The sequence below is a fragment of the Myroides albus genome (genome assembly GCF_024722315.1).
Classification (GTDB): domain Bacteria; phylum Bacteroidota; class Bacteroidia; order Flavobacteriales; family Flavobacteriaceae; genus Flavobacterium; species Flavobacterium album_A.
In genome coordinates this window covers 942,855-957,990 of sequence record NZ_CP102754.1, presented here as the reverse complement: position 1 = coordinate 957,990, position 15,136 = coordinate 942,855, and the positions used below count along the sequence as shown (strand labels likewise).

Genomic DNA, 15,136 nt, shown 5'->3' with positions numbered 1-15,136 from the left:
AATTAGTTTGGTTTGTAAAATAAAGTTTTCTACTTTTGCACTCGCTTTGAAACACAAGTGAGAATAATAAGAAGAATACGTTCTAAGACATATTGGACAACAGCATACAAAAAAGAGAGTAAGGCAAGTCGAAAGATTTGAATTAACGCGCTAATCGAAAATATAAAAAATATACGATGAAGAGTTTGATCCTGGCTCAGGATGAACGCTAGCGGCAGGCCTAACACATGCAAGTCGAGGGGTATAAGAAGCTTGCTTTTTAGAGACCGGCGCACGGGTGAGTAACGCGTATGCAACCTACCTTTTACAGGGGAATAGCCCGAAGAAATTCGGATTAATGCTCCATGGTTTATTTTGATGGCATCATTTGAATAATAAAGATTTATCGGTAAAAGATGGGCATGCGTGTCATTAGCTAGTTGGTATGGTAACGGCATACCAAGGCAACGATGACTAGGGGTCCTGAGAGGGAGATCCCCCACACTGGTACTGAGACACGGACCAGACTCCTACGGGAGGCAGCAGTGAGGAATATTGGTCAATGGAGGCAACTCTGAACCAGCCATGCCGCGTGCAGGATGACGGTCCTATGGATTGTAAACTGCTTTTGTACGGGAAGAAATGTGCCTACGAGTAGGTATTTGACGGTACCGTAAGAATAAGGATCGGCTAACTCCGTGCCAGCAGCCGCGGTAATACGGAGGATCCGAGCGTTATCCGGAATTATTGGGTTTAAAGGGTTCGTAGGCGGTCAGATAAGTCAGTGGTGAAATCTCATAGCTTAACTATGAAACTGCCGTTGATACTGTTTGACTTGAATAGTATGGAAGTAACTAGAATATGTAGTGTAGCGGTGAAATGCTTAGATATTACATGGAATACCAATTGCGAAGGCAGGTTACTACGTACTTATTGACGCTGATGAACGAAAGCGTGGGTAGCGAACAGGATTAGATACCCTGGTAGTCCACGCCGTAAACGATGGATACTAGCTGTTCGGTTTTCGGACTGAGTGGCTAAGCGAAAGTGATAAGTATCCCACCTGGGGAGTACGTTCGCAAGAATGAAACTCAAAGGAATTGACGGGGGCCCGCACAAGCGGTGGAGCATGTGGTTTAATTCGATGATACGCGAGGAACCTTACCAGGGCTTAAATGTAGATTGACAGGTTTGGAAACAGACTTTTCTTCGGACAATTTACAAGGTGCTGCATGGTTGTCGTCAGCTCGTGCCGTGAGGTGTCAGGTTAAGTCCTATAACGAGCGCAACCCCTATTGTTAGTTACCATCGCGTTAAGGCGGGGACTCTAGCAAGACTGCCGGTGCAAACCGAGAGGAAGGTGGGGATGACGTCAAATCATCACGGCCCTTACGTCCTGGGCTACACACGTGCTACAATGGCAAGTACAGAAAGCAGCTACCTGGCAACAGGATGCGAATCTCCAAAGCTTGTCTCAGTTCGGATTGGAGTCTGCAACTCGACTCTATGAAGCTGGAATCGCTAGTAATCGGATATCAGCCATGATCCGGTGAATACGTTCCCGGGCCTTGTACACACCGCCCGTCAAGCCATGGAAGCTGGGGGTACCTGAAGTCGGTGACCGCAAGGAGCTGCCTAGGGTAAAACTAGTGACTGGGGCTAAGTCGTAACAAGGTAGCCGTACCGGAAGGTGCGGCTGGAACACCTCCTTTCTAGAGAATTAGTTAAGTGTTAATTCTACTTACTCTCGCTGCTTGTTCAAAAAATAAAAAAAGGTATTATACAGAGTCTCGTAGCTCAGCTGGTTAGAGTACTACACTGATAATGTAGGGGTCGGCAGTTCGAGTCTGCCCGGGACTACTAAAATACACAGGAAATACTAGAGGTTAAACTAACCGCCTAAAAGTTACTGTTAACTGTAAGCTGTTAACCAAACACTAGAAACGGGGGATTAGCTCAGCTGGCTAGAGCGCCTGCCTTGCACGCAGGAGGTCATCGGTTCGACTCCGATATTCTCCACAAGGACTAAAGTCCAACCGTTCATTGACATATTGATAAAACTTAACTAACAAAACAGTTAGAAAGAACAAAAAATATAGAAATATATAGAAAGTACGATTCGAAAGAATTGTAAGCACATAAGCAAAATAAGGGCGTATGGGGAATGCCTAGGCTCTCAGAGGCGAAGAAGGACGTGATAAGCTGCGAAAAGCTACGGGGATTGGCACACACGAATTGATCCGTAGATATCCGAATGGGGCAACCCAATATGTTGAAGACATATTATCCTGTATAGGAGGCGAACCCGCTGAACTGAAACATCTAAGTAGGCGGAGGAGAAGAAAACAAAAGTGATTCCGTAAGTAGTGGCGAGCGAACGCGGAATAGCCCAAACCAAAGTTGTTACGGCAATTTTGGGGTTGTAGGACCACGACATTTCTTGCGGCTTGAATTAGAAATACCTGGAAAGGTATACCAAAGAGGGTGACAGTCCCGTATAAGTAAGAAAAGATAAGAATAGTGGTATCCTGAGTAGGTCGGGGCACGTGAAACCCTGATTGAAACTGGCGGGACCATCCGCTAAGGCTAAATACTCCTGAGAGACCGATAGTGAACCAGTACCGTGAGGGAAAGGTGAAAAGAACCGTGAATAACGGAGTGAAAAAGATCCTGAAACCATACGCCTACAAGCGGTCGGAGCCCCTTTGTGGGGTGACGGCGTGCCTTTTGCATAATGAGCCTACGAGTTACCGTTGCTGGCAAGGATAAGGACTTCAGGTCTGGATCCGTAGCGAAAGCGAGTCTGAATAGGGCGCTTTAGTCAGTAGTGGTAGACGCGAAACCGTGTGATCTACCCATGGGCAGGTTGAAGTTTAGGTAACACTAAATGGAGGACCGAACCGTTTAACGCTGAAAAGTTTTCGGATGACCTGTGGGTAGGGGTGAAAGGCCAATCAAACTCGGAAATAGCTCGTACTCCCCGAAATGCATTTAGGTGCAGCGATGATCATAGTTACTTAGAGGTAGAGCTACTGATTGGATGCGGGGGCTTCACCGCCTACCAATTCCTGACAAACTCCGAATGCTAATTAATGATAATCATCAGTGAGGGCATGGGTGCTAAGGTCCATGTCCGAGAGGGAAAGAACCCAGACCATCAGCTAAGGTCCCCAAATGTATGCTAAGTTGAAAAAACGCGGTTTGATTGCCCAGACAGCTAGGATGTTGGCTTGGAAGCAGCCATTCATTTAAAGAGTGCGTAACAGCTCACTAGTCGAGCGATCGAGCATGGATAATAATCGGGCATAAGTATACTACCGAAGCTATGGATTTACGTTTTATAACGTGAGTGGTAGGGGAGCATTCTATCGGCAGAGAAGGTGATTTGTGAGAATTGCTGGAGCTTATAGAAAAGAAAATGTAGGCATAAGTAACGATAAGGGGTGCGAGAAACACCCCCGCCGTAAGACTAAGGATTCCTGAGCTATGCTAATCAGCTTAGGGTTAGTCGGGACCTAAGGCACACCCGAAGGGGGACGTCGATGGCCAACGGGTTAATATTCCCGTACTACTTATAACAGTGATGGAGTGACACAGTGATGAAAGCACCGCGAACTGACGGAATAGTTCGTTGAAGCACGTACCTATAGGTTTGATAGTAAAATGCGTCAGACTTGGAGAAATGCGATAGTACTCAGCGTCTACGGACAAAGAGATAGTGTGCCTAAGGGCTGTCAAGAAAAGCTTCTAAACATAGGTTATAAGTACCCGTACCGTAAACCGACACAGGTAGTCGAGGAGAGTATCCTAAGGCGCTCGAGAGATTCATGGCTAAGGAACTAGGCAAAATAGACCTGTAACTTCGGGAGAAAGGTCGCCAGCGCAAGCTGGCCGCAGTGAAGAGGTCCAGGCGACTGTTTATCAAAAACACAGGGCTCTGCAAAATCGTAAGATGACGTATAGGGCCTGACACCTGCCCGGTGCTGGAAGGTTAAGAGGAGATGTTATCGATGAGTAATTGTTGAGAAGCATTGAATTGAAGCCCCAGTAAACGGCGGCCGTAACTATAACGGTCCTAAGGTAGCGAAATTCCTTGTCGGGTAAGTTCCGACCTGCACGAATGGTGTAACGATCTGGACACTGTCTCAGCCATGAGCTCGGTGAAATTGTAGTATCGGTGAAGATGCCGATTACCCGCAGTGGGACGAAAAGACCCTGTGCACCTTTACTATAGCTTAGTATTGTTCTCGGATAAGTGATGTGTAGGATAGGTGGGAGACTGTGAAATGGCGTCGCTAGGCGTTGTGGAGTCATTGTTGAAATACCACCCTTTGCTTATTTGAGATCTAACTCCGCAATTGTGGAGGACATTGCTTGGTGGGTAGTTTGACTGGGGTGGTCGCCTCCAAAAGAGTAACGGAGGCTTCTAAAGGTTCCCTCAGCACGCTTGGTAACCGTGCGTAGAGTGCAATGGTATAAGGGAGCTTGACTGAGAGACTAACAAGTCGACCAGGTACGAAAGTAGAGCATAGTGATCCGGTGGTTCCGCATGGAAGGGCCATCGCTCAAAGGATAAAAGGTACGCCGGGGATAACAGGCTGATCTCCCCCAAGAGCTCATATCGACGGGGGGGTTTGGCACCTCGATGTCGGCTCGTCACATCCTGGGGCTGGAGAAGGTCCCAAGGGTTGGGCTGTTCGCCCATTAAAGTGGCACGCGAGCTGGGTTCAGAACGTCGTGAGACAGTTCGGTCTCTATCTACTGTGGGCGTTAGAAATTTGAGTGGATCTGATTCTAGTACGAGAGGACCGAATTGGACCAACCTCTAGTGCATCTGTTGTCTCGCCAGGGGCATCGCAGAGTAGCTACGTTGGGCAGGGATAAGCGCTGAAAGCATATAAGTGCGAAACCCACCACAAGATGAGATTTCTTTAAAGGGCCGTGGGAGATTACCACGTTGATAGGCTATAGATGTAAAGGCAGTAATGTCATAGTCGAGTAGTACTAATAGCCCGTAAGCTTATGTGAATCTCCCCTTGTTTAAATACAAGGGGAGGGCAACTTTCTAAGTGATAGTTAAGTTATAATATCAATATAGTTAACAATATTAGTTACGTTAAAGTAACAACCGATTTAGGGTGGTTATTGCGGCGGGGCTCACCTCTTCCCATTTCGAACAGAGAAGTTAAGCCCGCTAGCGCAGATGGTACTGCTAACCAGTGGGAGAGTATGTCGTCGCCCTTCTTTTAAGAATCCCCAATCTCATATGAGGTTGGGGATTTTTTTGTTTATATACTTAGGCTATTTATCTATTATTAGTTTTATTAGCTTCTTGTTTATCACAAAGATTGTTTTTATTTATGGTAAATATTGCGAATCAATAATTGTAATTATTATTATTTTACTTAAACTGCAGGCTTTTGTGGAATTAATTAGAATGTATTGCGAAAAAAATGCTTTACTTTGTACGTGTTAATATTTGAGTTAGCTATGAGTGTTAGAATGAAGACTATATTAAAAAGGTCCCTATTATTTGTCGGTGGTTTTACAGGAATTACATTATTATTAATGTGGATTGTTCCTATGTTTTTTATAGATACTATAAATGAGAAAGTTAGGGTAGTTATTAAAGAAACAATTAAAGGTGAAGTTGAGTTTGATAAGATAGACTTATCATTTTACACAAAGTTCCCTTTTTTAACTGCAAATATTTCCAAGCCTTCAATTAGTGGTGTTAATCAAGATTCTATTAGTTCTACACAATTGTTCGAAGCTGAGTCTGTAAGTCTTGGAGTTAATCCCTTTGCTCTTTTATCTGGTAAAGTAAGCTTTGGTCGTATCTATGTCGATAAACCTTTTGTGAATGTGAACGTGATGGAAGATGGTTCTTCTAATTATGATATTTTTTATGCAAGTGAGTCTAATGAATTAGAGGAGGACAGTGATTTGGAGTTGAATATTAATCGATTACATATTAAGAATGCAGAGGTAATTTATAATGATTTAGCAAGCAAGTTGAGTTTTGTTATGCAAAATTTTGACTATGTTGGACGCGGAAATATGAGTGAAGCTATTTTTGACTTAAAAAGTGTTATTCGTATTCAGTCTTTTGATTTGAATTTTGATGGTGTTCATTATGTTAAGGAAAAACCTATACTTGCAAAGTTATCTACACAGATAGATACTAAGTCGCTTACTTTAATTTTTGAACGTAACGATATTCGCATAAAAGATCTTCCTGTAGATTTTAAAGGTAAGTTTGCTTTCATTGAGAATGGTTACGATATGTTGTTCGATATTAAAACTAAAGATTCGTCTCTTGAGCAGCTATTATCAGTGATACCTCCTGAGTATCAAGATTGGTTAGATAATACCGTTATAAAAGGAACTGTTACAGGAGATTTCTTATTAGAAGGGAAATACGTTATTGCGGATAGTTTAGCTCCAAATGTTAATTTGAATTTACAAGTTAATAATGGTTATATCCAACATGGAGAACTGACAAAGCCTTTAGAAAATTTAGAGCTTGGATTTTCATTTTCATTACCAGGATTGGACATTCAGAAGAATGAAGTAAATGTGAACAATTTATCTTTCAGTGTTGATGGCAAGAAAAGTCTTTTGAATCTCTCGAGTAAGGGTATTGATTCATTGCATGTAAATGGTAGTATAGATTCTAATTTAGATTTAGCTTTATTTAATAAAGCGGTAGGTAATAGTAGCTTTGATATGAAAGGGGATCTAACAATGAAGGGAAATGTTGATGGGTTGTTTACAAAGGACATTGTTGTAAGTAGAACATTGCGTAAAACTATAACTGATACAGTTATTAGCAGTGTTCCAAAATTCGATATCACTACAACTTTGCGTAACGGTTATTTCAAACTCGAACAGCTACCGGAAGCAATCTCCAAAGTAGACGTCGATTTAGAAGCTATTGGTAAAGATTCTAACTACAAGAACATCGCTATTAATCTAAATCATATTAGTTTATTAGCAATGGATAACTTTATAGAAGGTAAAGCTAAAATAAAGAATTTACATAATTATGATTTACAAGGAGATTTAAAGGCAAAGGTTGATCTTGATAATGTCAAAGAATTTATACCAATCTCTGATATGGAGATAAGAGGACTTGTAAATATTGATGGATCAGTTAATGGTACATTCGAACCTAATCGCAAGCGTTTTCCTATTGTATCAGCAGATATCAAAATGGAGAATGGTTATCTTCGTTTTGACAGGATTCCGGAGTTACCAGTAGAAGATATTCATATTCATACTAAGATCAATAGTAAACGTGGTTCCATGAGTGACTTAACCGTAGAAGTACTTCCAATTGACTTTAAGATTGCTGACGAATCATTTCAAATAGCAGCTAGTTTGTATAATTTAAATAATTTAAATTATACTGTTAAATCTAAAGGAGTGCTAAACATTGATAATCTATATAAGTTATTTAAGATAGACGGTATTGACGTTAAAGGTAAAATTGTAACTAATTTATTTTTAAGTGGTTTGCAAAGTGATGCAGTTAACGGAAACTTTGATAAGCTGAAGAACGGAGGACGTTTTGAGGTAGATAATATAACAGTTAGTTCGGAGTTATTTCCAAAACCTCTCCATATTAAGAAAGGAGTATTCAAATTTTTTAAAGAGAAGATGAAGTTTGAAAAGTTTGAAGCCCAATACGGTAGCTCTAAGTTTAGTATGAATGGGTATCTAACAAATGTTATTAATTATATATTGAAAGAAGACACTATCCAAGGAAAGTTTGATTTAGAAACTCCTTTCATGAATGTAGATGAGTTTATGGTTTTTGCTGATAATCAGTCCACATCAACGAAAGTATCTTCTGATAATACAGGTGTTATCCAAGTACCGGGGAATATCGATATTACTTTTACAGCAGATGCTAAGAAAGTAAAGTATACGGATTATAACTTAAATGACTTCAATGGAGAGTTAGTTATAAATAAAGGTCAAATAAACTTGAATAAGACACAGTTTGAGTTAGTTGGGACCAATGTAGGGATGACAGGTAGATATAAGCCTAATGGACTTAGAAAAGCTGAGTTTGAATATGCAATAGATGCTTCTAACTTTGATATTCAACGTGCTTACAAAGAAGTACCAATGTTTAGAGAGATGGTAAGTATGGCTAAAGATGCTTATGGAACTGTTTCCTTAGATTACAAGTTAAAGGGGAATTTAAACAGTGGAATGTTTCCTGTGATGAGATCATTAGAAGGAGAGGGAACTTTGACCTTAGAGGATATTAAGTTTAAATCATTTAAGTTGTTAGGTGCAATTGCTGATAAGACTGATGCTAAATCTCTTGAAAAAGGGAATGTATCAAAAGTAGATATTAAATCTTCTATTAAAGACAATGTCTTGACTATTGAGCGAACGAAGATGAAAATGGCAGGGTTTAGACCTCGATTTGAAGGACAGGTTAGTTTGGATGGTGAAATGAATATAGGGTTTAGATTGGGACTTCCTCCTATGGGAATTATAGGAATACCAATGAAAATTACAGGCTCTCCAGAGGATTTTAAAATTAAACTCGGGAAGTATAAACCAAGTGAAGTTTTAGGAAAAAGCACAGAGGATGACGAGGAAGATGATGAAGTTGAAGTAAAATCTGTGAATGATCCAATGCCAACACTCCCAGAAGAAAATAATGCAACCCCTCCCAATATAACGGAGAATGCAGCGTAATAACAAAGGCTCAAGTTAAATCTTGAGCTTTTTTGTTTAGTACAAAGTGTATTAAATCCTTACATTTACAATCAAAATTTGAATTGATGGAAAGTTTTACTCCTTTAAACGAAATAGAATTAAACTTATTAAGTCAAGGTAGCGTTAGTGAACCTATGCGTGTTTTACAAAGTACTGATAGTATCGATAATCAATCGTTACACGAAAAGTGTAAACCTGTTGATGCTCGTGATCCTAATTTGAAAATCCTTATATCTCGTTTGTATGCCACTGTACGCGATGAAGAAAAACCTGGTGTAGGTATAGCAGCTCCACAAATTGGGATAAATCGCAGAGTATTTTTAGCTCAGCGATTGGACAAAAAAGATAATCCTTTTGAGTTTTTTGTTAATCCTGAGATTGTATGGTATTCTAAAGTAATGAGAGTAGGGGAAGAGGGATGCCTATCGATTCCAGATATTTATGAAGAAGTTGCCCGTAGTTTAGCTATCCAGATTACTTATTACGATTTGGAAGGTCAGCATTTTCAGGAAGTTGTTGAAGGATATACTGCAGTTATATTACAACACGAGTTTGACCATTTAAATGGTGTTTTGTTTCCAGAACGCATCGAAGAACAATTGCAAGAAGAATTTTTCAGTGCTTCGCCAAATGGAGAATTGGTTTATCGAAAATAGACTGTATGTTTTGTAGGTTTAAAATATTTGTATTTATTTTTTTAATTACTGGGACATTTATAACTAAAGGACAAGATATCGATGATATTTATCGTATAGATTCCTATAAGTTTGCATGTCCTACCTCTGATGAATATCTCAAGCAGTTATACAAAGTAGGTATTAAATCGCTCAATAATGACGAGCATGTGAATTTAGCAGGAAAGATATTTTTTCAAATTATTGAAAAAGACAAAGCACTATGTGATGCCTATTATTTTACAGGTGTATCTCTTACAAAACAAGATAAACACAAAGCTGCCTTAACCTATTATTTTTATGCTGATAGCTTATCAAGCTCACCAAATTTAAAGTTTAAAGAAGAACTCGCGGAAGCAGCATTAAGAGTGAGTAGTGTAGGATTGGCTCGTAAGGAGTATGAAAATATCGTAGAGAAGTTTCCGAATAGCCCTATTGGCTTTTATGGAATCGGACTAACAGCTACAAGTTTAGGTGATTATGAAAGAGGAATAGAATGTCTTGAACTCGCAGAGCAAAAGTTTGTTCAAATAAATAGTTTGACTGAAAAGAGAAAGAGTGAAGTTTTATTAATGAAAGGGATACTCTATACTCAACTTAAACAATATGAAGAAGCTGTTGTTTCATTTGAAGGTTGTGAAGATATGTTTGGCCAACTTCTAGATTATTTAGCAAATTATGCTTGGTCCACCTACAATTTATATTTGCAAACACACGATGTCAAATGGGAAGAAAAATGTAAAGCTACTTTAAGTAAATTGAGAAAATTACCTACTATTACACAGGAATTTCTTGATAAGTTTACATTTAAGTCAGAATAGTGATTTCTCCTTTTATATTTTTTTCACGTTTAAACATATTTCAAAACCAACACCTCTTAAGCTATTAATACTTATAGATTCATCGTGTAGAAAGTATTTTCTCAAACGGGTTATAAATACATCTAAACTACGGCCATTGAAGTAATCAGCAGATGGCCAGAGTTTCTGTAAGATCTCCTCACGAGAGATAATATCGCCATTATGACTGATTAATAAAAGTAATAAATCTCTCTCTCGTTCTGTGAGACGTATTGTTTCAGAGGGATGACTAAGCTTTAGCTGTATAGGATTAAAAGTATAGCTACCTAATGAGTACTGTTCTGTCTTTTGTACAGCGGTTCGCTTTAGGATATTCTCTATTCTCAGTTTTAGTTCTTCAGGATCACATGTTTTAGAGATATAATCATCAGCACCTAACTTTAACCCCATTAAGCGATCGATGCTTTGGTTCTTTGCTGTTAAGAATAAGAAAGGCAAATTAGGTAATACCGTATTAATCTCTTTCGATAAGGTAAAACCATCTTTCTGTGGAAGCATAATATCTAATATCGCTAAGTCAAAGTGTTCTTGAGTTACAGTATCTATAACTTCTTCTGGAGTAGTGAACCATTTTACCTCAAATCCACAAATACCTAAATACTGTTGGATAACAGTACCATAATCAATATCGTCCTCTACTAATAATAATTTATACATAAGGTATCGTGATTTTAAAAGTAGTCCCTACTTGTAGTTTACTATTTATATTAATACTTCCGTGAAGTGATTTTACTATTTGTTGTACTTGGTATAAGCCGATACCTAGTCCTTGGGTGTTATGGATATTGCCTTCTCGTATTCTATAGAATTTCTTGAAGATATCACTCTGTTTATCCTTAGCGATTCCCATTCCGTTATCTATAACTGTGATGATATATTGATTAGCATCTGATGAGACACTGCATTTAATCTCTGTCCCACCATATTTAATACTGTTCTCTAATAAATTAAGAAGCACAGTCTCTATTTTAGTTTTAGGGAGATTGAGTTCATCTTTAGCACTCCACTCTATTGATAATAATACTTCAGGATATAGGTTTTGGAGATCCTTTATCAGCACTAAAGCATCTTCTTTTTTATAGCTTTCTTCTTCATCTGATAGGATAGGATTAAGGCTATTCTGTAATCGGTCTAATCGATCTACTTGACGGAGTAGAAGGTTCACTGTTGGAGACTCATATTCTTTGGACAGATTCTTACAACCGTATTTTAAGGTAGCGATAGGTAGTTTAAACTCATGAGAGACATTATCTACCATATTGTATAGATTAGCTACCTCTTTTTCTTTGTGTTTTATGGTACGATAAGTGATATAGTAAAGCACTAAAATAAAGATACAGATAAGGCTAGAACCTATAAATAAAGGAAGTAATTGCTTTAGTACAATACTTAAATAATTAACTACTTCGATTTCTTTTTCTTGATGAACAGTGATATGTAAATCCTTATCGTTTTTTACCCCTATATGATTGTCATTTTGATCATGAGTACTCGTCTCATTGATTTCCCACTCAGAAGTATTTATTTTTTGAGGATGAACTACTTTCTCATTTGTTTCTAAGAAAGTAAAAGGTTCGTCTAGTAAGTTTATATTTTTATCATTAAGGGTAATCTGTGTTATCGTGAATTTAGCAGCTACTTTATAACCTAATTCTTTAAAGGTACTATCTACTTTAGTAGTAAATAATTCGCTATTATGATTATAATCCTCTTTGATAATATTTATACTTGTTTCTTGTTTTTTTAGAGCTAAGAAATGTTTATATAATTCACTCTCTTTATTCAGACTCATATTCTTATATGAACTCTGCTCTAATAAATCATCTATTTTCTCATGTGCTAGACTATTTATAGCTTTTTGTTTAAGACGGATAGCTTGGTTAAAATAGAACCCCATTAATCCTAATAAGAGGATATAGAAAACACAAAAGATGATTAAGTAATATTTAGAATTTAGCTTTTTCATATACACAAATATACTTTAAAAACAGGGTAATACATCAACAGGCTTTTGCTGTTAACCGTTCATTAACCGTTCATTAACCACCTTCTTTTAATGAATACAACACCTTTGTTTAAAATTAATGAAATTATGGTACGCATACTTATTTTATGGAGCATATTATTGTTAAGTGTATTAGTCAATGCACAAACAACTAACTCTCAAATCAAAGGAAAAGTAACAGATAATAAAAAGGAACTATTGGCTTTCGTTACTGTTGTAGCAAAAGATGCAGATGGCAAGATGGTACAGGCTGTTTATACGGATGAACAAGGTGTTTATGATTTAGATGATAATGCATTGATTACTCAATTAGAGTTTAGCTATGTAGGGTTTAAATCTCAAACAATACCTTTAGGTACGGCTCCAGCTGTAGTAGAGTTAACAGAAGATAACGCTATTTTAGATGAAGTAATGATTACTGCTAAGCGTCCTACTATAAAAAGAGAAATAGATAGATTAGTATTTAATGTACAAGATACGCCTTTAGCGACTACGAATGCGTGGGATATTCTGAAACAAACACCTGGGGTAAGTGCGATAGGAGATAACCTAAGTATCCGTGGGAGCTCTAGTATATTAGTGACGATTAACGATAGAAAAGTGATGCTGACAGGAGAGCAATTAAAGGAGATGCTTGAATCTACAGATGGTACACAGGTAGAAGCTGTAGAAGTTATCACTAATCCTCCTGCTAAGTATGATGCTCAGGGTGGAGCAGTATTGAATATTAAATTAAAAAAGAATATAAATTTAGGGTATAAAGGGAGCGTAACAAATCGTTTTAAACAAACTACCTACGCGGTTAACACCTTAGGTACACAACATTTTTACTCTGGTGATAAAGTGAATTTATCTGGCAATTATACTTATACAAAAGGAACTGGAGTGCGGTATAATGAAGACAACGTTATCTATGAGAACGGAGAGCGTTGGAGTACAGACCTGACACGTAAGAATAAGATGAAAGGTCGTCATAGTTTTAATGCAGAGATGGATGTAAAGGTAGATAGTACATTGACACTGACAGTAGGAGGAAGTGGTTATATTAATGAACAAACCAAAGGTGACTTTGTCATCCCTACATTGATCTATAATAAAGAAGGGATTGTAGAATCTAATTATACCACTTTTAATAAGAAGCGTGCTAATATGGATACGTACACAGGGTATTTTATGTTAGACAAAAAGTTTAGTCACGAGAAAAATTTATTATGGTCATCTTATTTTACGTATGATAACCAAAAAGATAATCAAGATGTTTTAACTGAATTAAACTTTAAAGATCAAGTACCATCTGAACGCTTTTTTGCAACGAAAGATAAGTCGCGCACACGATTAGCTGTATCTGGTGTTGATTATACGATAGATAAAGAAACAACCAAATGGGAGTTAGGTGGTAAGTATAGTATTGTCAAAGCTTTATATTCATTAGACTTTTTTGATACTAAAACAAGTAATCCTAATAAAGACAAGAGTAACGAATATGATTATCAAGAAATCAATTGGGCTGGATATACTTCCTTTACGAAGCAATGGGATAAATGGCAAATCAAAGCAGGATTGAGAGGAGAGTACACCGGTATTCAGACGAAGAGTACAGGAGTAGGGAGTGACACACAGTCATACTTTAAACTATTTCCTACAGCCTATGTGAAATATGATGTAACAGACGATCATCATTTGAGTTTTTCGTATGGCAAGCGCATTGACAGACCTTCGTATTCTTGGATGAACCCTGCGAAGAGTTACTATAATTTGTTTTCATATTTTCAAGGTGACCCTGATTTAAAACCAACGATCAGTCATAATTTTAGTTTAAGTTATAATTGGAATCAGTTAAATATTGAACTGTTTTATAATCGTGAGAACAATCCATCTATGGAAATCTCTTATCAAGAACCTGAAAATAATATGTTAATCTATCATTATACGAATATAGATAAACGACAACTAGCGGGTATGATTGTAAACTATTCTCACCAGATTTTACCTATTTGGTCAGTGAGTCCTTTTCTTTACTTGCAACAGCAGGAAGATTATTTTTATGGTGTAGATAAGAAATTGTATAAGAATGATGCTTTAATATTTGGAGGGCGATTAAGTACTTCTGTTGATATTGAAAAGAAAAGTAACTGGAAAGCGATGTTGACTTATAACTTTTATACTCCTACTGTACAAGGAACCTTTAGAATAAGTAGTTATCAGCGTACAGACTTTATCATGAGTAGAGAATTCTTGAAGAATAAGTTAGCTGCTAATCTGTATGTATATAATATTTTTGGTAGTGATAGACAGATCATTAGTACTAACTATGCGAATCAAAATAACTACTTTAAAGACTATAGCGATACACAAGGTTTTGCTGTTTCTTTGAAGTATAATTTAGGAAACCAAAAGGTGAAATACAGCTCTAAAGAAATAGATATGACAGAGAAAGACAGATTATAATAAACATATATTAAACTTTAGTTCGTAAACTGGTTTTATCAATGATATCGTGAATATTTTGTAGAGTAGGCTTTGAGGTAAGTATATTTTACTTGCTACAAAATATTGAATTAATTTCTTTACAGTTTTGTCAGGATTCCTTCTCTATTAAGGTTTTTTATTCTCTAACAACAACATTGAGATATTTATTTATTCATGACTTTAGTAATTCAATATACTCCCTCGCTGAATAGTTAATCAAAAGATTGCACTTAGAGAAATTCTTTTCTGTGTAAAAACCTAAGAAGTATAATTAAAGCACATTAAAAAACGAAGTGATCTAACATTAGTACATCGTTTATAAAAAACGGCAGAAAGAGAATTAATTGCTTATCCATGTTTATTGATTACCTATCGATAGTTTTTCACTGATCTGATAGGGAGTTGCT

General features: G+C 37.4%; 6 protein-coding genes, 2 tRNA genes and 3 rRNA genes. 9 read left to right on the top strand and 2 right to left on the bottom strand.

Translation table 11 applies throughout. The annotated features are described in order from the left end of the window. Positions 1-173: 173 nt before the first annotated feature. From NWE55_RS04520 to NWE55_RS04485, 8 genes are all read left to right on the top strand, one after another. Positions 174-1,691, top strand: a 16S ribosomal RNA gene (locus tag NWE55_RS04520). 74 nt (positions 1,692-1,765) lie between these two features. Continuing rightward, a tRNA-Ile gene (locus NWE55_RS04515) sits at positions 1,766-1,839 on the top strand. An 85-nt stretch (positions 1,840-1,924) separates the two neighbouring features. After that, a tRNA-Ala gene (locus NWE55_RS04510) sits at positions 1,925-1,998 on the top strand. Between the two features lie 117 nt (positions 1,999-2,115). Next, positions 2,116-5,007: ribosomal RNA gene (locus tag NWE55_RS04505) — 23S ribosomal RNA — on the top strand. Between the two features lie 106 nt (positions 5,008-5,113). Beyond that, positions 5,114-5,223 (top strand): 5S ribosomal RNA (gene rrf / locus NWE55_RS04500). Together the 16S, 23S and 5S rRNA genes with 2 tRNA genes alongside form the textbook arrangement of a ribosomal RNA operon. A 258-nt stretch (positions 5,224-5,481) precedes the next feature. Next, positions 5,482-8,700, top strand: coding sequence for an AsmA family protein (locus NWE55_RS04495; protein ID WP_230381486.1), 3,219 nt, complete (start codon positions 5,482-5,484; stop codon positions 8,698-8,700). A gap of 86 nt (positions 8,701-8,786) precedes the next feature. Then, positions 8,787-9,377 carry a peptide deformylase gene (gene def / locus NWE55_RS04490; protein ID WP_155091030.1) on the top strand — a complete coding sequence of 197 codons (591 nt, stop codon included), beginning with the start codon at positions 8,787-8,789 and terminating at the stop codon, positions 9,375-9,377. 5 nt (positions 9,378-9,382) lie between these two features. After that, positions 9,383-10,216, top strand: coding sequence for a tetratricopeptide repeat protein (locus NWE55_RS04485; protein ID WP_155091031.1), 834 nt, complete (start codon positions 9,383-9,385; stop codon positions 10,214-10,216). Between the two features lie 12 nt (positions 10,217-10,228). Here the strand turns inward: NWE55_RS04485 and NWE55_RS04480 are convergent, their stop codons facing one another. Beyond that, positions 10,229-10,912 (bottom strand): response regulator transcription factor, encoded by a 684-nt coding sequence (locus NWE55_RS04480; protein ID WP_155091032.1) that lies wholly within the window; start codon positions 10,910-10,912, stop codon positions 10,229-10,231. Next, on the bottom strand, positions 10,905-12,221 hold the full coding sequence (locus NWE55_RS04475) for a sensor histidine kinase (protein ID WP_155091033.1): 1,317 nt from the start codon (positions 12,219-12,221) through the stop codon (positions 10,905-10,907). The genes NWE55_RS04480 and NWE55_RS04475 overlap by 8 nt, the downstream gene beginning before the upstream one ends. 90 nt (positions 12,222-12,311) lie before the next feature. Here NWE55_RS04475 and NWE55_RS04470 point away from each other — a divergent pair, with 90 nt between their 5' ends. Continuing rightward, on the top strand, positions 12,312-14,708 hold the full coding sequence (locus tag NWE55_RS04470; protein WP_230381487.1) for an outer membrane beta-barrel family protein: 2,397 nt from the start codon (positions 12,312-12,314) through the stop codon (positions 14,706-14,708). Positions 14,709-15,136: the final 428 nt, after the last annotated feature.

Coding starts and splice junctions, on each gene's coding strand:
- NWE55_RS04495 (WP_230381486.1), top strand. CDS start 5,482: ATGAAGACTATATTAAAAAGGTCCCTATTATTTGTCGGTGGTTTTACA.
- def (WP_155091030.1), top strand. CDS start 8,787: ATGGAAAGTTTTACTCCTTTAAACGAAATAGAATTAAACTTATTAAGT.
- NWE55_RS04485 (WP_155091031.1), top strand. CDS start 9,383: ATGTTTTGTAGGTTTAAAATATTTGTATTTATTTTTTTAATTACTGGG.
- NWE55_RS04480 (WP_155091032.1), bottom strand. CDS start 10,912: ATGTATAAATTATTATTAGTAGAGGACGATATTGATTATGGTACTGTT.
- NWE55_RS04475 (WP_155091033.1), bottom strand. CDS start 12,221: ATGAAAAAGCTAAATTCTAAATATTACTTAATCATCTTTTGTGTTTTC.
- NWE55_RS04470 (WP_230381487.1), top strand. CDS start 12,312: ATGAATACAACACCTTTGTTTAAAATTAATGAAATTATGGTACGCATA.